Source organism: Paenibacillus sp. FSL F4-0125 (assembly GCF_038008565.1).
Taxonomy (GTDB): Bacteria; Bacillota; Bacilli; order Paenibacillales; family Paenibacillaceae; genus Paenibacillus_AQ.
Genome location: NZ_JBBOZJ010000001.1, coordinates 4,081,574 through 4,100,211, shown reverse-complemented (window position 1 = coordinate 4,100,211; position 18,638 = coordinate 4,081,574). Strand labels below are relative to the sequence as shown.

Annotated in this window: 21 protein-coding genes; all 21 read left to right on the top strand. The window is 43.4% G+C overall.

Features of this window, described 5'->3' with window-relative positions:
* Positions 1–11: 11 nt before the first annotated feature.
* The 21 genes from flgG to NST74_RS18060 all read left to right on the top strand — a co-directional run bounded on the left by flgG (position 12) and on the right by NST74_RS18060 (position 18,615).
* Positions 12–830 (top strand): flagellar basal body rod protein FlgG, encoded by an 819-nt coding sequence (gene flgG, locus NST74_RS18160; RefSeq protein ID WP_042128925.1) that lies wholly within the window; start codon positions 12–14, stop codon positions 828–830.
* An 88-nt stretch (positions 831–918) separates the two neighbouring features.
* A complete protein-coding gene (locus NST74_RS18155) occupies positions 919–1,143 on the top strand; it encodes a flagellar FlbD family protein (RefSeq protein WP_042128923.1) in 225 nt (74 codons plus the stop codon).
* Complete coding sequence (locus tag NST74_RS18150) at positions 1,140–1,607, top strand: flagellar basal body-associated FliL family protein (protein ID WP_042128920.1); 468 nt, start codon at positions 1,140–1,142, stop codon at positions 1,605–1,607. Before NST74_RS18155 ends, NST74_RS18150 begins: the two co-directional genes overlap by 4 nt.
* A 39-nt stretch (positions 1,608–1,646) precedes the next feature.
* Positions 1,647–2,645, top strand: a complete 999-nt coding sequence (gene fliM, locus NST74_RS18145) for a flagellar motor switch protein FliM (protein WP_042128918.1) — start codon at positions 1,647–1,649, stop codon at positions 2,643–2,645.
* Positions 2,635–3,936, top strand: a complete 1,302-nt coding sequence (gene fliY / locus NST74_RS18140; RefSeq protein ID WP_341113685.1) for a flagellar motor switch phosphatase FliY — start codon at positions 2,635–2,637, stop codon at positions 3,934–3,936. Before fliM ends, fliY begins: the two co-directional genes overlap by 11 nt.
* Positions 3,937–3,962: 26 nt before the next feature.
* Positions 3,963–4,328, top strand: coding sequence for a response regulator (locus NST74_RS18135; RefSeq protein ID WP_036688523.1), 366 nt, complete (start codon positions 3,963–3,965; stop codon positions 4,326–4,328).
* 9 nt (positions 4,329–4,337) lie between these two features.
* Positions 4,338–4,865: a flagellar biosynthetic protein FliO gene (locus NST74_RS18130; RefSeq protein ID WP_341113682.1), complete on the top strand. Its 528-nt coding sequence runs from the start codon at positions 4,338–4,340 to the stop codon at positions 4,863–4,865.
* The gene (gene fliP, locus NST74_RS18125; protein WP_341113681.1) at positions 4,862–5,623 is read left to right on the top strand and encodes a flagellar type III secretion system pore protein FliP; all 762 of its coding nucleotides are present in this window, start codon (positions 4,862–4,864) and stop codon (positions 5,621–5,623) included. Before NST74_RS18130 ends, fliP begins: the two co-directional genes overlap by 4 nt.
* Positions 5,624–5,644: 21 nt before the next feature.
* On the top strand, positions 5,645–5,914 hold the full coding sequence (gene fliQ / locus NST74_RS18120) for a flagellar biosynthesis protein FliQ (RefSeq protein ID WP_036688516.1): 270 nt from the start codon (positions 5,645–5,647) through the stop codon (positions 5,912–5,914).
* A 9-nt stretch (positions 5,915–5,923) separates the two neighbouring features.
* Positions 5,924–6,709: a flagellar biosynthetic protein FliR gene (gene fliR, locus NST74_RS18115; protein WP_042132278.1), complete on the top strand. Its 786-nt coding sequence runs from the start codon at positions 5,924–5,926 to the stop codon at positions 6,707–6,709.
* Positions 6,710–6,731: 22 nt separating this feature from the next.
* On the top strand, positions 6,732–7,826 hold the full coding sequence (flhB, locus tag NST74_RS18110; protein ID WP_042128908.1) for a flagellar biosynthesis protein FlhB: 1,095 nt from the start codon (positions 6,732–6,734) through the stop codon (positions 7,824–7,826).
* Positions 7,827–7,844: 18 nt separating this feature from the next.
* Entirely contained in the window at positions 7,845–9,878 is a 2,034-nt protein-coding gene (flhA, locus tag NST74_RS18105; protein ID WP_042128906.1) for a flagellar biosynthesis protein FlhA, read from the top strand.
* Positions 9,875–11,266 (top strand): flagellar biosynthesis protein FlhF, encoded by a 1,392-nt coding sequence (gene flhF / locus NST74_RS18100; RefSeq protein ID WP_341113677.1) that lies wholly within the window; start codon positions 9,875–9,877, stop codon positions 11,264–11,266. The genes flhA and flhF overlap by 4 nt, the downstream gene beginning before the upstream one ends.
* Entirely contained in the window at positions 11,263–12,144 is an 882-nt protein-coding gene (locus tag NST74_RS18095; RefSeq protein ID WP_042128902.1) for a MinD/ParA family protein, read from the top strand. Before flhF ends, NST74_RS18095 begins: the two co-directional genes overlap by 4 nt.
* Positions 12,145–12,177: 33 nt before the next feature.
* The gene (locus NST74_RS18090) at positions 12,178–13,509 is read left to right on the top strand and encodes a protein-glutamate methylesterase/protein-glutamine glutaminase (protein WP_341113675.1); all 1,332 of its coding nucleotides are present in this window, start codon (positions 12,178–12,180) and stop codon (positions 13,507–13,509) included.
* Between the two features lie 34 nt (positions 13,510–13,543).
* Entirely contained in the window at positions 13,544–15,616 is a 2,073-nt protein-coding gene (locus NST74_RS18085) for a chemotaxis protein CheA (protein ID WP_341113673.1), read from the top strand.
* Between the two features lie 27 nt (positions 15,617–15,643).
* The gene (locus NST74_RS18080; protein WP_042128895.1) at positions 15,644–16,105 is read left to right on the top strand and encodes a chemotaxis protein CheW; all 462 of its coding nucleotides are present in this window, start codon (positions 15,644–15,646) and stop codon (positions 16,103–16,105) included.
* A 36-nt stretch (positions 16,106–16,141) separates the two neighbouring features.
* A complete protein-coding gene (locus NST74_RS18075) occupies positions 16,142–16,735 on the top strand; it encodes a chemotaxis protein CheC (RefSeq protein WP_375105424.1) in 594 nt (197 codons plus the stop codon).
* Entirely contained in the window at positions 16,728–17,225 is a 498-nt protein-coding gene (locus NST74_RS18070) for a chemotaxis protein CheD (RefSeq protein ID WP_042128892.1), read from the top strand. Before NST74_RS18075 ends, NST74_RS18070 begins: the two co-directional genes overlap by 8 nt.
* Positions 17,226–17,227: 2 nt before the next feature.
* On the top strand, positions 17,228–17,638 hold the full coding sequence (locus NST74_RS18065) for a hypothetical protein (protein ID WP_341113671.1): 411 nt from the start codon (positions 17,228–17,230) through the stop codon (positions 17,636–17,638).
* 188 nt (positions 17,639–17,826) lie between these two features.
* Positions 17,827–18,615, top strand: a complete 789-nt coding sequence (locus NST74_RS18060) for a FliA/WhiG family RNA polymerase sigma factor (protein WP_042128890.1) — start codon at positions 17,827–17,829, stop codon at positions 18,613–18,615.
* Positions 18,616–18,638 lie beyond the last annotated feature (23 nt).

Genomic DNA, 18,638 nt, shown 5'->3' with positions numbered 1-18,638 from the left:
GGACAACAAACATGTTAAGATCTATGTATTCAGGGGTTTCAGGGATGAGAGGCTTTCAGACTAAGCTCGATGTAATCGGTAATAACATTGCCAATGTCAATACAATTGGCTTTAAATCCGGACGCGTTATGTTTAAGGACATTATGAGTCAAACGGTTTCTGGAGTAACAGCTCCAAGTGATGATGGCGCTGGTGGTGTGAATGCTAAACAAGTCGGACTGGGTGTAAGCATCGCTTCTATTGATACACTCCATTTGGCTGGTAGCGCTCAAACTACTAATAATCCGACAGATTTGCGTATTGACGGCGATGGTTTTTTCCTAGTGAAGCTATCAGAAGACCAAGAAACACCATTCTTGACTCGTGCAGGAGATTTCCACATAGATGCTGCGCGTAACCTTGTTACTTCTGACGGATTACATGTGCTAGATTCCGGAGGTGGACTGATTCAACTGGGTGATGATGTAACAGCATTCTCCATTTCCAATGATGGAACAATTGTTCAGACTATGGCAGATGGAACGACTGAAGCAGGTGTACAGATTGGAGTAGCCAAGGTTACTAATCCATCTGGTCTAGAGAAAATCGGTGGTAATCTGTACCGTATGACGCTTAATGCGAATGCAGAAGGCGAACTTGTACCGACTACAGCGAATAATACAGAAGATGGTACTGGGTCGATCATATCTGGTCAACTCGAAATGTCCAATGTGGATCTTACGAATGAATTTACAGAAATGATCGTATCGCAACGTGGATTCCAGGCGAACTCTCGTATCATTACGACTTCTGATGAAGTGCTGCAGGAAGTAGTAAACCTGAAGCGTTAATTTTATCAATAATTTAGTATTTATTTAATGGTTAACGCGAAGTCGTGGGGGAGATACTCCTCCCCCTATTTTTGTTAGGAGGCCTGTTATGATATCGGTAACGAGATTAAATGGAACACCGATGTGGATCAATGCCCTACTGGTAGAAATGGTAGAAGAAAGCCCGGATACATATATTACGCTCGTAACCGGAAAAAGACTGATCGTGCTTGAAAAAGCGGATGAAGTTATTACGAAGATCCGGGATTATAACAGGGACATAGGCACATATGCTGCCACCATTAAAGTCCAGTCAATGGAGGAGCTAACATGAAGAAGATGCTGCCGTGGTTACTTACGATTTTGCTTGCGATTACACTTATTGTGATAGCCGCATTTTTATTAATGGACAAGATCTTTCCGAAAGATACGAATGATGTAAATGCTGCGGTACAAAGTGTGGAAACCAAACATTTAACTGCAGATGAAATCGTCGAACTAACGGCAGAGATCAAAGACATCAAAACAAATCTTGCTGATCCCGATTATATCGTTCAAATAGATTTCGCTTTCCAATTGAATTCTGCGAAATCAAAGGAAGCATTCGAGAAAATAAAAGAGATCAAAATCAAGCCAATTATTATCAAAACGCTTGCAGATACCAAACCTGAGGAACTTAACGGAGCAAATGGCAAAGATCAGCTTAGCAGCAAGCTTGTTAATTTGATCAATAAGACATTGACCGAAGGCAAAATCACTCAGATCGAAGTCACCAAATACCTTTTGGCTTCTATGTAGCTTCAGGCCTGATAATTCTTTGATGGGGGGGTGATTGAATTGGTTGATGTACTATCACAAAACGAAATAGATGCTCTACTTGCTGCACTTTCTTCAGGTGAGATGGATGCCGATGAACTTAAAAAGGAAGAAACTCAGAAGAAGATCCGATCTTATGACTTTAAACGGGCTGTTCGCTTTTCTAAAGATCATATCCGTAGTCTTACAAGGATTCATGACAATTTCGCCCGCTATCTTACAACGTACTTTTCAGCCCAATTACGCACCTTCGTGCAGATTAATGTCGTTCAAGTAGAGCAGCTCCCTTATGATGAATTCATACGTTCCATTCCAAAAATGACAATACTGAACATTTTTGAAGCTGAACCTTTAGAAGGTCGAATGGTAATGGAGGTTCATCCAAACATTGCTTTCGCTATGCTGGACAGATTGCTGGGAGGTTTTGGGACAGCGCCTTCCAAAATTAATGCCTTAACTGAGATTGAAACAACGATCATGGAGCGTATCTTCAGCAGATGCTTTGAGAGCTTGCAGGAAGCTTGGAAGACTGTGCTGGATATCCATCCGCGCATGGAAGCGCTCGAAACGAATCCGCAGTTCATGCAAATTGTATCCCCCAACGAGACCATTGCATTAATCTCGTTAAGCACCAAAATTGGAGATACAACAGGCATGATCAATCTTTGCATACCGCACGTCGTTCTGGAACCAATCATGTCTAGACTATCTGTTCACCAATGGTTTGTAACAGAGAAGAAGACGCGGGATGCAGATGAACTTGAAGCCATTAAGGCCAGAGTTCATAAGGCGAAATTGCCGATTGTCGCTGAACTTGGAGAATCACGCTTATCAATATCTGAGTTTCTTGGGCTTAGCGTCGGTGACGTGATCTCTCTTAACAGGAATGTAGATTCCGGACTCTCGATTAAGGTAGGGGAGAAACTTAAGTTCATCGGAAGTCCTGGAATGGTGAAAGACCGGGTAGCCGTGCAAATAGACGAGATTGTCAGTGAAGGAGTTGAAGAATTTGACGAGTAAAGATTATTTATCCCAAGAAGAAATCGACGCCCTTCTGAGACAATCTGCGGAAGGCTCATTGGCTCCTACAGAGAAAACGGTAAATGACTATTTAACACCGTTTGAACAGGATGCTTTGGGTGAAATCGGTAATATAACATTCGGTAGTGCTGCGACAGCACTTTCCACTTTACTTGGGAAAAAGGTTGATATTACAACCCCTCAAGTTTCCATCATTACACGCGGGGAGTTTGAAGTAGCCTTTCCAAAACCACATGTAGCAGTACACGTGGAATATGTAGACGGATTTCAAGGTATTAATTCACTTGTTATTAAGATTAGAGATGCACAGGTCATCGCCGATTTAATGCTAGGCGGGGAAGGTGAACCTAAGGATGAAGAATTGAATGAAATTCACATTAGTGCTGTGCAGGAAGCTATGAACCAAATGATGGGTTCTTCTGCCACATCAATGTCTACTATTTTCAATCGCTTTGTTAATATTTCACCTCCCGGTATAGACATCCTGAATATGTCCAGCGGTGAAGGCGTAGGCAGCTTGCCGAATGACGAAACCTTAATTCGCATTTCGTTCCGTCTTAAAATAGGAGATTTAATAGACTCTACCATTATGCAGCTCTTGCCTGTCCAGTTTGCTAAGGATATGGTAACGATGCTTCTGGGTGATGTAAGCCCTGCAGCACAGGAGGCTGCAGTTACGTCAACAGAGACTCCTGCTAAGCCAGTGCATGAGACGCCGCCTGTGGCTCCTCCAGTGCAGCAGGCACCTTCACAGCCCGCAGGAGAAACGCCTCCGCCATATCCGCCGCAGGGGATGCCTGGTTATCCTGGAATGCCGGAAGGCGGATATTATTATCCTCCAGCAGGCATGCCGGCGTATGGCATGCCGGGGATGCCGCCATACGGAATGCCGCCACAAGGCATGCCTTATGGGCAGACACCACCGCTTAGTCCTGAAGCTAATCGCAATGTAAATGTACAGCCTGTACAATTTGCTAACCTTAACGGTGGAGCTTTTGGTCATATTGATGAAAATAATTTAAATTTATTGATGGACATACCGCTTAGAGTAACCGTAGAATTAGGAAGGACCCAGAAGCAGATTAAAGATATTTTGGAAATGTCTCAAGGCTCGATCATTGAGCTGGACAAGCTCGCCGGTGAGCCTGTAGATATTTTGGTTAACAACAAGCTTATTGCCAAAGGCGAAGTCGTAGTTATCGACGAAAACTTCGGCGTACGCGTTACGGATATCGTCAGCCAGTGGGACCGAATTCAGAAATTACAATAAGCATACTTAGGGAGGATTTTGTAAAAATGGCTAACCGAATTCTAATCGTGGACGATGCAGCATTTATGAGAATGATGATCCGTGACATTTTGTCGAAAAACGGATTTGAAGTAGTGGGCGAAGCTCAGGACGGTTCTCAAGCTATAGAGAAATTTAAAGAACTGCGTCCGGACCTCATCACGATGGATATTACTATGCCTGAGATGGACGGAATCGCCGCCCTGAAAGAAATCAAGAAAGTAGATCCGGCTGCTAAGGTTATCATGTGTTCAGCCATGGGCCAGCAGGCTATGGTTATCGATGCTATTCAAGCGGGAGCAAAAGACTTTATTGTGAAGCCTTTCCAAGCAGACCGTGTTATCGAAGCTATCAACAAAACGTTGGGTGTGTAGGAAAGAGACATGCCCGTCAATTCAGAACCGCTCGGTAGCAATAACACCCTGCTGAATTTGCTTAACGTTATTATTGTCCTTGCGGTAATCATTGTACTTATTGTGCTGCTGATCCGTTTTCTTGGACGTCGTAATCAGACCTTTATGAGCGGGCGCTCCATTCGGACGCTTGGTGCAGTAGGGTTGGGACCTAACAAGTCGATGCAGGTTATTGAACTGGGAAGCAGCCTTTACTTAATCGGGATTGGTGAGAACATATCCATCTTGGATAAAGTCACTGATCCAGATGAGGTGGCTTTGATCATTGCAGCATTTGAGGATCAATCCTCTAACCAGAATAATTTTCTCGCACCGCTTATTGCCAAGGTTAAGGTTAAGCTGCGTGGGGAGGTTCCATCAGAGGAAATCGAACTTAGTGAAACATCATCTTTTTACGAGACACTGCAATCCAAGCTTCGTTCTGCACCAGAGCGTAAAGAGAAAATGGAAGAGTTGTTCCGGGATGATGCTACTAAGGATGTGTCGAGGAATTTATGAAAAAAAAGCTGATTCTTGCTATTCTGCTGTTCGGGTTCATTAGTATAGTTATGATGCGGCCGATACATGCTGATCCTATACCTAATGTTAATATTCAGGTCGGTAATGATGGTTCAAGTGGTGGTACCAGTTCCATATCAATTCTTCTTCTCGTTACGGTTCTGAGTATTGCTCCGGCGTTTCTAGTTCTTATGACCAGTTTTACTAGAATTGTAATCGTGCTCGGCTTTGTCAGAACCTCACTTGGTACTCAGTCCATGCCTCCGAATCAGGTGCTGGTAGGGCTTGCTCTATTTTTGACCCTGTTCGTTATGTCGCCAACTTTGGCACAAGTGAATGAAACGGCGTTACAGCCGTATATGAAGGGGACAATTACACAGACTGAGGCTTTTGATAAAGCTGCTGATCCGATGAAAGAGTTTATGTTTAAACAGACCAATTCCAAAGACCTTTTGTTATTTATGAAGTATACCGGTTATACGGGATCGGCTAAACCTGCTACATACAGTGATATTCCACTGACGGTGATGGTGCCTGCTTTCGCAATTGGGGAATTGAAAAAAGCTTTTACAATGGGCTTCTTAATTTTTATTCCATTTTTGATTATTGATATTGTTGTGGCGAGTACGCTGATGGCCATGGGGATGATGATGCTTCCCCCGGTCATGATTTCATTACCTTTTAAAATAATGCTCTTTGTACTGGTAGACGGCTGGTACTTAGTCATTAAATCACTACTTCTTAGTTTTAACACCTGACCTTAAGAGGAGGCATGAGGATTGAGTACGGAGTTTATAATCGGTCTAGCAAGCCAAGCCGTATATTTAGTGCTGGAAGTCAGCGCTCCCATGCTGATTCTTGGTCTGGTGGTAGGGCTAATAATCAGTATTTTTCAAGCTACGACACAGATTCAGGAACAGACGCTAGCGTTTGTTCCCAAAATCGTCGCAGTACTGCTGGCTTTATTGCTATTTGGTCCGTGGATCATCACGAAGCTAATTGACTTTACTAGCCAAATTCTAGGAAATCTTTATATGTATATTGGTTAAGCAATGAACATGGATACCCTATTGCAAAGTTTACCCGTCTTTTTGCTTATTTTTTGTCGAATTACCGCTTTTTTTGTTGTCGTTCCAGTGTTTTCTTCTCAAGGGGTACCGACAACTTTTAAGATCGGCATTTCTTTTTTTGTAGCTTTGGTAGTCTTTAGTGCTAGTGGAACCGGAATTACGATTCCGCAGGATTTTAGTTATATTTTGCTGATTATGAGAGAGGTATTAATAGGTCTTTTACTAGGTTTCATTGGATATTTGATGTTTATGGCGATTCAGACAGCGGGTTCTTTTATTGATATTCAGATTGGCTTCGGTATTGCGAACGTCATTGATCCTATGACTGGAACGTCAGCACCTATTCTCGGTAATTTCAAATATATGATAGCCCTGCTAATGTTTCTGAGTATGAATGGACATCACCATCTGCTAGATGCCATTGTATACAGCTATAAATGGATTCCTATGAATAATGATTTATTTCTACGCATGGTAGATGGTAGTTTATCAGAGTTTCTGGTCCGAACATTTGCGCAGTCGTTTGTATTAGCTTTTCAAATGTCTGCACCATTAGTAACCGCACTGTTTCTGACTGATGTTGGCCTTGCCTTTTTGGCGAGAACGGCTCCGCAATATAATGTATTCGTTATAGGGGTTCCGCTCAAAATCATTATAGGTCTTGCACTTCTTTTAGTGCTGATGCCAGGTCTGGCTGTGCTGTTTCAGAATCTCTTCGAAATTATGTTCGAATCCATGGAGAATTTACTGGGTCTCATGGGGAAGAAGCCGTAGGTGACCGTAAGGGGAGAGTATTATGCCTAAGACGAAGCGTTATAGACTAGATCTTCAACTCTTCGCCGGTGAAAAGACGGAAAAAGCAACCCCGAAGAAACGGCAGGATGCTCGTAAAAAAGGCCAAGTCGCCAAAAGTGCTGAGCTGTCTGGTGCGGTTGTATTGTTAGCTGCGGTAGTTAGCTTGATGATGTTTGGCGGTTTTATGAAAGAGCGTTTTATGAAGCTATACACGGACGTATTTCAGAATCGAATGATGCTGGACGTTACGCCTGAGAATATAACGCTGCTATTTAATCAGTATGGCTTGCAAATCTTGATTTTGCTAGCTCCATTACTTGGAATTACGTTTGTTATGGCGCTTGTCTCCAACTTGGCGCAGGTAGGCTTTATGGCTACGGGAGAGGGGATTACTCCTAAATTCAGTAAGATTAATCCTATAAAAGGTTTCAAAAATATTTTCTCTATGCGTTCTTTTGTAGAATTCCTGAAATCAATATTCAAGCTTCTAATTATTTCTTATCTGGTATATAGCACATTATGGGGAGAAAAGAAGAACTTTGCATCCCTGTCGCATATCAGTGCGGAGGGGATTTTTAAGTTTGCGGCCAAGCTGACGATGAGTCTTGGTTTGAAAATCGGGGTTGCTTTGCTAGTTATGGCTTTTCTTGACTTTATGTATCAGAAGTACGAACACGAAAAAAGTCTGAAAATGTCTAAGCAGGATATCAAGGATGAATACAAAAAAATGGAGGGTGACCCTCTAATCAAAGGCAAGATCAGGGAACGCCAACGTAGAATGGCCATGCAGCGCATGATGCAGGAGGTTCCTAACGCGGATGTAATTATTACAAATCCAACGCACTTTGCTGTTGCACTAAAATATGACGGTTCCAAGATGGAAGCGCCTCAGATTATTGCAAAAGGGCAGGATTATGTAGCACTTCGTATTCGGGAGCTGGCTAAAGAACATGGCGTCGTGACTATGGAAAATAAACCGCTGGCACGGGCATTATTCCAAAGAGCAGAAATTGGAGATGTCGTTCCAAATGATCTGTTTCAGGCTGTGGCTGAAGTGCTGGCATATGTATATAAGCTAAAAGGTAAGAGGAAATAAGGCGGGGGGGTTAGGACATTGAAAGCTAAAGATTTAACAGTTTTGCTAGGCATCATCGGTATCGTGCTTATGATGATTCTGCCTATCCCGTCCTGGCTTTTGGACGTTTTGCTTGTCATTAATATCTCTATAGCATTAATTATCATATTAGTGGCTATGAACACGAAGAATGCACTCGAGTTTTCAATTTTCCCTTCATTATTGCTGGTTACGACATTGTTTCGTCTGTCACTAAACATTTCGACAACAAAACTGATCCTGACCTACGCAGATGCCGGTTCGGTGGTATCTACTTTCGGTAGCTGGATCGCCGGCGGACAAATTGCCGTTGGATTTATCGTGTTTCTAATTTTGGTAGTGGTTCAGTTTATTGTTATTACCAAAGGGTCAGAACGTGTAGCTGAGGTAGGGGCGAGATTTACCCTGGATGCGATGCCCGGCAAGCAGATGAGTATTGATGCCGATCTTAATGCAGGTATGATTAACGAAACGCAGGCACGTGAACGGCGCCGTAATGTTGAGCGGGAAGCGGATTTTTTCGGAGCCATGGATGGTGCGAGTAAATTCGTTAAAGGAGACGCGATTGCGAGTATCATTATCCTGTTGATCAATCTTATTGGTGGATTTATTATCGGTATGGTTGTACACGGAATGGATTTTTCCACTGCGTTATCTACTTATTCCGTATTGACGATCGGGGACGGTCTAGTCAGCCAAATTCCTGCTTTGCTCATTTCGACTGCAGCGGGTCTTATCGTTACTAGAGCTTCATCGGAAGGAAATCTGGCAGAAGAACTAACTGGGCAATTGCTGTCCTATCCAAAGCTGTTATACATTGTTGCAGTTACTGTTGCTTTTCTAGGTCTCTTCACACCTATACATATGATTACTACGCTCCCACTAGCAGGTTTGCTGGCTTTTGCAGCCTATAGTATGGGACAGAATTTAAATCGAAAACAGATTGCCGAAGAGCAGCTTGTTGAAGAGAAGCAGATAGAAGAGGTACGAAGTCCGGAAAGTGTAATCAATTTACTCTCTGTAGATCCAATTGAATTCGAGTTCGGTTATGGTCTTATACCTTTGGCAGATACAGGTCAAGGTGGCGATTTGCTAGATCGTATCATCATGATTCGACGGCAATGTGCCCTTGAAATGGGTCTTGTAGTGCCTGTTATTCGCATTCGCGACAATATTCAACTAAAACCGAATGAATATGTCATAAAAATTAAAGGAAATACTGTCGGCGGCGGTGAATTATTACTTAATCACTACTTGGCTATGAGTCCAGGTTATGATGATGAATCTATAAACGGTATTGAAACCATTGAACCATCGTTTGGACTTCCTGCGCTATGGATTGATGAGTCGGTTAAAGAGCGGGCTGAATTGTCCGGGTATACCGTCGTAGATCCACCATCCGTTGTTGCAACACATTTGACGGAGCTCATTAAGCGGCACGGACATGAGTTGATAGGACGACAAGAAACTAAGATGCTGGTGGATAACCTAAGAGATAATTATCCAGTGCTTGTCGACGATCTAATTCCTTCCGTATTGGCGATTGGGGATGTGCAGAAGGTACTTGCCAAGTTGCTGCGCGAGAAGATATCGATCAGGGATTTGGTCACTATCTTTGAGACGTTAGCAGACTATGGGACGTACACCAAGGATCCTGATATTCTTACCGAATATGTTCGTCAGTCCTTGTCCAGACAGATTACTCAGCAATTCTCGCAAGTAGGAGAGACTCTGAAAGTTATCACGGTGGGACCTAATCTGGAGAAGAAAATTTCTGAGAGTGTACAGCAATCAGAACAGGGCAGTTACTTGGCACTGGATCCAGCTTCGACTCAAACGATCTATCAGCGGTTAAGCGAACAGATCAATCGACTGCTACAGTCTGGACAACAGCCCATCGTACTCACATCACCAACCATTCGTATGTATTTGCGACAGGTGATTGAACGGACAATGCAGGATATTCCTGTACTGTCTTATAGCGAACTAGAGCCTAACATTGAAATACAAAGCGTCGGAGTGGTGAATTTATGAGAGTGAAGCGTTATGTTGTCGATACGATGCCTGACGCCATGCATTCCATTCGCAGTGAGCTTGGAAGCGAGGCCGTCATTTTGAGTACAAAAGAAATCAAGATTGGCGGATTTTTAGGATTGTTTAAAAAGAAAAAAATAGAGGTTGTAGCGGCTGTTGAAAAAGCTCAACAGGGGAGTACTCCTGAAAAGCCTGTCAAGCCTGCGATGAACATTCCGCGCAGCGCTGTCCCGCAGGCTTACCAAAAAGCATCATCTACAACATCTACAGCTACTGTTACGTTGGAAAAGCCCGAAGAACCTAGGTCCTTTGCTGAGATCGCCGCAGCCTTGTCTGAAGCAATCGATGTAGAGCAATCGACGATAAAGCATCCAGAGCCCTTACAAGAATCTCCGAATGTTAGCAAGGATCATCACAAAGCGTCTGAAACAAATCAAGATGATATGACATCTGTATCTGCACTTTATGAGTCACTTGGACTGGAACAGACACCCGCCGTTGCTTCGGCTATTGATAATGATGTTCTTCGTGAGATTAGAGATATGAAGCTGTGGATGGAACGAATTGCTAGACAATCTTCGGGGGCTAGGGAGTTGCCGGACAGTCTTCAGCAGCTTAGAGATCTTTTGATTGAGCAGGAGATGGATACTGTACTTGTTGAAGAATGGATTAGTAATATCTCAGAACGTTGGGCAGATGAAGGACGTACTTGGGGGCCAGAGAAATTTCAGGAGTCCTTGAAAGAACAACTCGATGGATTTCTGGCAGGTCGAATCGCTGATGGAATTGCACAGGATACCCAAATTGTATATATTGCAGGGCCCACCGGAGTAGGGAAAACAACTACTATAGCCAAGCTTGCGGCTGAACAGCTTTTCAAATACGGACGCAAGGTTGGTTTTATCACCTCTGATACGTATCGAATTTCAGCTGTGGAGCAGTTGCGTACATACGCATCTATCCTAAATGTTCCGTTAGAGGTGGTTCAGTCGCCAGGTGATCTACAAAGAGCACTTTTTCGATTAGAGAGTTGTGATCTTGTAATTATGGATACAGCTGGACGGAATTATCGCAATGATATGCTTGTAGCAGAACTGCAAAGCTTGTTAGCGAAGGAATTAAGAAGTGAGACTTATCTTGTGCTCAGCTTGACCTCGAAAAGCCGTGATATGAAATTGATTGCAGAGCATTTCGGCAGGTACAGGCTGGATAAAGTTATTTTTACCAAGCTAGATGAGACGGGAAGTTATGGACCACTCTTTAACGTCCTGAATGATTTCCCTCTCACATTATCTTATATGACCAATGGTCAAAATGTACCTGACGATTTATTGATGGCTTCCAAAGAACAACTTAGTGAAATGCTTCTTGGAACAGGTGAATCATGATGGATCAGGCACAATCCTTGAGACAGCTTGTATCCAGTCAGGAGCCTAAGCTAGCTGAAAAAGGGGAAACATCCGCCCGTATCATTACTGTTTGTAGCGGTAAAGGTGGCGTAGGTAAATCGAATTTTACACTTAATTTCGCTTTAACCTTAAAAGCAATGGGAAAGAGAGTATTGCTGTTCGATGCAGATATTGGCATGGCTAACATAGACGTGTTAATGGGCGTGTCGGCGAAGTATAACCTATATCATCTGTTAAAAAGAGAAGCGGATATTGAGCAGATTATTCAGTTAGGACCGAACGGCCTTCCTTTTATAGCTGGTGGATCGGGCATGGATGAGTTGTTCTCCCTTTCGGAATCGGATCTTAATTATTTCACAGCCCAGATAGCTCATATAGCGGACAGCATGGATTATATTTTATTTGATACAGGTGCTGGATTATCTAAGGAAACGATGAAATTTATAACCTCTGCGGACGATTGCCTAGTAGTTACTACGCCAGAACCGACTGCTATTACAGACGCCTATGCTTTAATGAAGGTTGTGAATCGGACGCATCCGGAAATTTCATTTAAACTGATCGTGAATCAAGCAGGTGATGAAAGAGAAGCGTCAGTGACAAGTGATAAGATTCGTATGGCTGCCAGTCGTTTTTTACAATTAGATGTTTCCTATCTTGGTCATATAAGCTCAGATGCCCATGTAGTGCAGGCCGTCAAAAGGCAAACGCCATTCTCATTGGCTTTTCCAAACAGCGTTGCTGCAAGAGATATACATCGGCTAGCCCTAAGTTATTTGACCATAGATGGTAAAAAGGATACAAAAGTTCAAGGTATTAAAGGCTTTATCCATAAATGGTTAAAGCGAAGTAAATAATTGTTCTGAATCTGGAACAGAGGTGGAAATGATATGAAGCCATATAAAGTTTTGGTTGTTGATGATTCTGCATTTATGCGCAAGATCATTTCCGATTTAATTGAAAATGACGCTGACTTTCAGGTGACGGCAACAGCCACAAACGGGCGTGAAGCTATCGAGAAAATTAACAAGCTGCGTCCGGATCTAGTTACGATGGATGTGGAAATGCCGGAGATGAATGGCCTGGAAGCGCTGAAAATAATAATGGCGTCAGATCCGCTGCCAGTGATTATGCTGTCAGGTATCAATGAAGAGGGTATGAAGGAAACCATTCTTGCACTGGAATGGGGCGCTTTTGATTTCATTCGTAAACCTTCGATATCAAACTCTCAGGATATAACGGGAGTAGGGGAATCCCTAAGAGAACAAATGAAAGAAGCTATGTTGGCTCGGGAGCAGCGAGAAGCGCGAGCATCTGCATTTAAGATGCCTGACATTGCACCTTTAGAGCCATTAATGCCGACTGCTGCAAGATCGATACCAGACAAACCCAAGGCTACGCTTAAATCTTCTCTCAAAAATGAAGGGGTAAGGAAACCTCGGGGAAAACAGCCAGTAGATAGTACTATCCCTAAAGTAGCAACTAAACCAATAATCTCTGCTAAAACACCGGTATCTGAAAAGACCAAACCAAAGTCTAAAGTAGAGAATAAACCAACTCCCCGCAAACCGGTGATAGAATCTTTAGTGGAGGTATCCTCTGATCCTCCGGTACTTCCTCCGGATCGAATGGTTGGTAGCAAAAATTTGCAAAAATTAGTTGCTGTCGGTTGTTCTACAGGCGGCCCCCGTGCATTAAAGGTGCTTCTGGAGAAGATTCCCGCAGATTTTCCTGCTCCGATAGTCATTGTGCAGCATATGCCGCCTAACTTCACGAAATCACTGGCCCAGCGACTGAATACATTCAGTCCGCTAGAAGTGTTAGAGGCAGAGCAGGGGATGATATTACGAAAAGGGACTGCTTACATTGCGCCTGGAGGTTATCATTTACAAGTTACCCCATCAGCTAAAGGGCAATATGCAGTTGTACTCACGAAGGAGGAGGCGCGAAATGGCCACCGACCTTCAGTGGATGTTTTATTCGAATCATTGCTTCCACTCACATCGCTAGATCGGCATGTGTTGCTGATGACAGGGATGGGCAGTGATGGGGCAAGGATGATGAAATCTCTCTATGACTCAGGCGTAACCTCAACTTTTGCTGAAAGTGAAGAGACCTGTGTCGTATACGGGATGCCGCGATCTGCGGTGGAATTGCAGTGCGTCAAATATGTACTACCTTTGCAAGAAATTGCTCCAAGGCTAGTGCAAGCCGTTAAATAACGGAAAAGCGAACTCGAAGGGGAGGTGCTCTACTATGGACATGAACCAATATTTATCCATGTTTATTGATGAGTCGAATGATCATCTGCAGTCATTGAACGAGAGCATGATGGGGTTAGAGGCGAATCCTGAGGATCTTAGTATCGTACAGGTAATATTCCGCTCTGCGCACACCTTAAAAGGTATGGCAGCAACTATGGGTTTTGAAGATTTGGCTTCACTTACACACCAAATGGAAAATGTGTTAGATCTTGTACGTAATAACAAGCTGCGCATGCAGGATTTTATTTTTGATACGTTATTCAAAAGTTTGGATGCCTTAGAGTCTATGGTTGAGGACATTACTGGCGGTGGCGAAGGTAAAGCAGATGTATCGGCCATTGTTTCATCCCTGCAGGCTATTGTTCGAGGAGAGATTCCTGTTGAAGGCGGCGGAGCATCTGCTGCTGCAACTCCAGCTGCACAAGCAGGTGAAACTCCGATTCATTTGGACGAGTTCCAATTTTCTGTTCTAGAGCAATCGATTCAGGAAGGGCATCATGCATTGTATGTGGACGTAACAATCCGTAAGGATTGTCAACTTAAGGCTGTCCGTGCATACATGGTGTTCGATCTACTTGAACGTTCGGGTGAAGTGGTTAAATCCTTCCCATCCGTTCAAGATATTGAACAAGAGAAATTTGACCAAAGCTTCTCACTCTACTACATAACCCAAAAAACCGCGGATCAAATTCAGGCGATGATTATGAATTTGTCTGAAATTGATAAAGTAACGGCAGTAGCACTAGATCAAGAATCCTTGAAAATGCTTGGTCAAGAATCAGCATCCGCTGTGTCAGAGGTGGCCGCAACAGCCGTCGAGGTGGAAACAGCTCCTGCTCCAGTAGCATCGGCTAAGCCATCACCTACCAAAGATGAAAGTAATAAGCCGGTAGCAGCCAAAACAGGAGGGGCACCTTCCCGTACAATTCGTGTAGATATCGAACGTTTAGACGTGCTCATGAATCTATTTAGTGAGCTTCTGATTGACCGAGTTCGTTTGGAGCAGCTGGCTTCAGAGGTCCAGAATAGTGATCTTACGGAAACCGTAGAGCATATGGGCAGAGTAAGTGGGGATCTACAGAATATCGTCATGAAGCTTCGAATGGTTCCAGTAGATACCGTATTTAACCGGTTCCCACGTATGGTTCGTGATCTAGCTAAGTCGCTGGACAAGAAAGTAGATCTAATCGTAACGGGTGCCGAAACTGAGCTTGACCGGACGGTAATCGATGAAATTGGTGATCCGCTAGTGCATTTATTGCGTAACGCGGTGGATCACGGGATTGAATCCATTTCTGACCGCATTGCTGCAGGTAAACCGGAGACTGGAACCGTTCATCTTCGAGCTTTCCACAGTGGAAATCATGTTTTCATTGAAATCGAGGAAGATGGAACAGGTATTTATCCAGAGAAGGTCCTGAAGTCTGCTGTGAAAAAAGGCGTGATTACGCAAGAGCAAGCAGCGAATATGACGGATGAGGAAGCTTATCAATTGTTATTTGCACCAGGTTTCAGTACAGCAGAAGTTATTTCTGATGTCTCTGGTCGTGGCGTAGGGCTGGATGTTGTAAAAGCTAAGATTTCTTCTCTGGGTGGTAATGTAACGATCTATTCTTCTCCAGGAAAAGGAACCAATTTCTCAGTTCAGCTGCCACTTACGCTATCCATTATTGCGGCCATGCTTATTCGATTGGGCTCTGAGAAGTATGCCATTCCATTATCCTCCATTGTGGAAACTGGAATCGTGAAGAACACTCAGATTCGTACGATTCATGGCAACAAAATGTTAGAATTCCGGAATTCTCATATTCCACTGGTTTCACTTAGTCGTCTATTTTCGGTACCTGATTATGACGAGAGTACTGAAGAAGAGACAGAGATCGTAGTTGTTCGTAAGGGAGAACGTCTTGTGGCTTTAGCTGTACAGGATTTCATTGGTCAGAACGAAATAGTTATCAAGAATTTGGGTAAATATTTACCTGAAATTCAAGGGATATCTGGTGCAACGATACTTGGAGATGGTCAAGTAGCACTTATTATCGATCCGAACGCTTTTATTAAATAACTAGGATAGAACAGGGAGGTTCATTCCATGGCTGAAGATATTAAAGTGATAGTGTTCAAATTAGGCTCAGAGGAATACGGTATCGAAGTTGAGAAGGTACAGACTATTGAGCGTATGATGCCAATTACACGCGTACCTAAAACGTATTCTTTTATCAAAGGTGTAATTAATTTACGTGGAGTTGTTATTCCCGTGATTGACCTTCGGGGCCGCTTTGGGATTGAAGAGGCGGAGCACACGGATCAGACTCGTGTAATTATCGTATCTGTTAATGAAATGGAAGTAGGTTTCATTGTAGATTCAGCAAATGATGTAATAGATTTGAACAGAGATTCTATCGATACACCTCCAGATGTTGTTGGCGGCATCAAAGCAAAGTATTTAGATGGGGTGGCCAAGATAGGCGAAGAGCGCTTGCTGATCATGCTTAATTTGTCAGAAGTGCTTAACAAAGGCGAAATCGTTCAATTAGAAAGCCTAGAGGGCTAACCTGTGGAATTATTTAAGCACTATAAGGATTTCAAAATGGATGTGCTTAAGGAAGTCGGGAATATTGGAGCTGGAAATGCAGCCACCGCATTATCACAGCTTTTGAATAAGCCGATTGATATGGCAGTTCCCAAGGTACAGCTTCTCAACTTTGAAGAGATTACGGACAAAGTTGGTGGAGCTGAAGAATTTGTATATGCAGTTTTCTTACGTGTAGAGGGAGAAGCTCCGGGCAACCTGTTTTTCATTCTTTCACCGGAAGCGGCTTTGAACTTACTTAGTCGCATCGCAGGCATTGAGATTTTGAGTGACCAAGAGCTTGGAGAAATGGAGCTTTCTGCGCTGAGTGAAATTGGTAATATTTTGGCCGGGTCGTACCTATCTTCTCTTGCAGACTTCACCTCACTTTCTATGTATCCAACAGTTCCTGCACTTGCCATGGATATGGCTGGAGCCATCCTAAGCTACGGTTTGCTGCAATTTGGGCAAATGGGCGACGATGCATTGTTGATCGATACTACCTTTTTTGAGGGGAAAAACGAAATTGAAGGGCAATTTTTCCTTATTCCCGATCCGGAATCATTCCCGAAAATCTTCAAATCGCTAGGAGTCCCGTTCGAAAATGATTGAAGAACAAAGCATCATTAAGGTAGGGATGGCAGATCTTAACATTGGAAGCCAGGATAGTTTGATTCGTACAACGGGTCTTGGCTCCTGCGTAGGATTGACATTGTTTGACCCTGGAAAAAAACTCGCTGGTATGGCGCATGTAATGCTCCCTACTTCTGAGATTGCTAGGGAAGGGCAATTAAACATCGCTAAGTTTGCAGATACTGCAGTGCCGGAGCTCTTATCCCGTTTGTTGGAACTTGGTGCGGTTCGAAGTCGGATTGTGGCCAAGATGGCAGGAGGATCTCAAATGTTTGCCTTTGCCGGGGGGAGCGACACCATGAGGATCGGGCCTCGTAATGTTGAATCTTGTAAACTTGCTCTTGAGCTCTTGAAAATTCCGTTAATTGCGGAAGACACGGGCGGTAATTATGGCCGTACGATAGAAATTGCCTGCAACACTGGTGTATTGTTCATCCGCAGTGTGCAAAAAGGCGCTAAGGAAATATAAATATGAAGATGATAGGAAACATTTTAATAAACTTGCTGTTTGGTTTGATAGGTTTTGTATTCACATTTTTTGTAACCTACAGTAATAATGTTCTCGGCACTAGTTTATTACGAAGCCTATTAGGATTTATCATATGGTTTCTGCTTGCATTCCTCCTAAGATGGGTATTGGGTTTTATTATGTATCAATCTTCGCCTCCAGTTGAACAGGATGTGGACGGAGAAGAACTTGGTGCGAAACTAGACATCAGTACCCCTGATGAGGATGAAGAGTTAATCAACTTGCTCAAACCGAAGCCAGGACAAGGAAGCGGGAACAGTGAGGGGTTCAAGCCTCTTACACCCCCAAAACTAGTCTCTATGAAAGATCCTGAAGAATTGGCCAAGGCCGTTCGTCACCTGAAAGAAGAATAAGCGAGCGCTGTGGCGGAATCGGTTATCTTAAAATATAAGGGTGTATAAGCTTCCGCTATACATTATCCTTATATTTCTCGCTTAAACGCTGCCGTCCTTACGAGGACATCGAAGGCGTTTATGCTTGTGACAAGGCAGGTTTCGCCGCGACAAGCTCTCTGACTAAACTTTGGGAAGGGTGAAAGCTATTGAACGAGCGTAAAGCTTCTCAATTGGAAACTGACGAGCTATGGGAACAGTGGAAAGAACACAATAACCCTGAAGCCAAAAAGAAGCTGATAGAGAGTTACCTCCATATTGTTGATTATGTATCCAGCCGTTTGGCTGTAGGATTACCCAAGAATGTTTCTAAAGATGATCTAGCGAGCAATGGAGTAATGGGACTAATTGATGCGATTGAAAAATTCGACTACAAACGAGGATTACAGTTTCAGACATATGCTTCCTGGCGAGTACGCGGTGCAATTTTAGATTCCTTACGCCAAAGTGATTGGGTTCCTAGATCTGTGCGAGAAAAAGCTAAAAAAATCGAGGACGCTTATCAGCAACTGGAACAGAAGTATCTAAGATCCGTTAGTGATGAGGAAATGAGTCTATACCTGGATATAAGTGTAACAGAATTTCAAAATATGTTGCAGGATGTGGCTGTTATGTCACTATGTTCACTAGAAGACCCGATCCGTGAAGAGGAATCAGAGACCCGAATGTCCATACTGGTGGACGATAAAGCTAAGAATCCGGATAGCAAGGTAAATGAGTTCTACTTACGCGAAGCGCTCACCAAAGGTATTGAGAAATTAACGGTGAAAGAACGGACCGTCGTGTCCCTTTTATATTATGAAGATTTATCATTGAGCGAAATCGCAGAGGTCATGTCATTATCTCCTTCACGGATTTCGCAGCTTCATTCCAAAGCCATTTTACGGCTGAGGGGAACGCTTGAGAAAAATCGCGATCTACTTATGCAGAACGATTAACCGTTAGCGGTGACAAGGGGGAG

Bases quoted from the DNA above. Each gene is read 5' to 3' on its own strand.
- fliP (WP_341113681.1), top strand. From the start codon at position 4,862: ATGAAAAAAAAGCTGATTCTTGCTATTCTGCTGTTCGGGTTCATTAGT.
- flhB (WP_042128908.1), top strand. From the start codon at position 6,732: ATGCCTAAGACGAAGCGTTATAGACTAGATCTTCAACTCTTCGCCGGT.
- NST74_RS18135 (WP_036688523.1), top strand. From the start codon at position 3,963: ATGGCTAACCGAATTCTAATCGTGGACGATGCAGCATTTATGAGAATG.
- NST74_RS18130 (WP_341113682.1), top strand. From the start codon at position 4,338: ATGCCCGTCAATTCAGAACCGCTCGGTAGCAATAACACCCTGCTGAAT.
- fliR (WP_042132278.1), top strand. From the start codon at position 5,924: ATGGATACCCTATTGCAAAGTTTACCCGTCTTTTTGCTTATTTTTTGT.
- flgG (WP_042128925.1), top strand. From the start codon at position 12: ATGTTAAGATCTATGTATTCAGGGGTTTCAGGGATGAGAGGCTTTCAG.
- NST74_RS18065 (WP_341113671.1), top strand. From the start codon at position 17,228: ATGAAGATGATAGGAAACATTTTAATAAACTTGCTGTTTGGTTTGATA.
- NST74_RS18150 (WP_042128920.1), top strand. From the start codon at position 1,140: ATGAAGAAGATGCTGCCGTGGTTACTTACGATTTTGCTTGCGATTACA.
- NST74_RS18155 (WP_042128923.1), top strand. From the start codon at position 919: ATGATATCGGTAACGAGATTAAATGGAACACCGATGTGGATCAATGCC.
- NST74_RS18085 (WP_341113673.1), top strand. From the start codon at position 13,544: ATGGACATGAACCAATATTTATCCATGTTTATTGATGAGTCGAATGAT.
- flhF (WP_341113677.1), top strand. From the start codon at position 9,875: ATGAGAGTGAAGCGTTATGTTGTCGATACGATGCCTGACGCCATGCAT.
- NST74_RS18080 (WP_042128895.1), top strand. From the start codon at position 15,644: ATGGCTGAAGATATTAAAGTGATAGTGTTCAAATTAGGCTCAGAGGAA.
- NST74_RS18095 (WP_042128902.1), top strand. From the start codon at position 11,263: ATGATGGATCAGGCACAATCCTTGAGACAGCTTGTATCCAGTCAGGAG.
- NST74_RS18075 (WP_375105424.1), top strand. From the start codon at position 16,142: ATGGATGTGCTTAAGGAAGTCGGGAATATTGGAGCTGGAAATGCAGCC.
- NST74_RS18090 (WP_341113675.1), top strand. From the start codon at position 12,178: ATGAAGCCATATAAAGTTTTGGTTGTTGATGATTCTGCATTTATGCGC.
- NST74_RS18070 (WP_042128892.1), top strand. From the start codon at position 16,728: ATGATTGAAGAACAAAGCATCATTAAGGTAGGGATGGCAGATCTTAAC.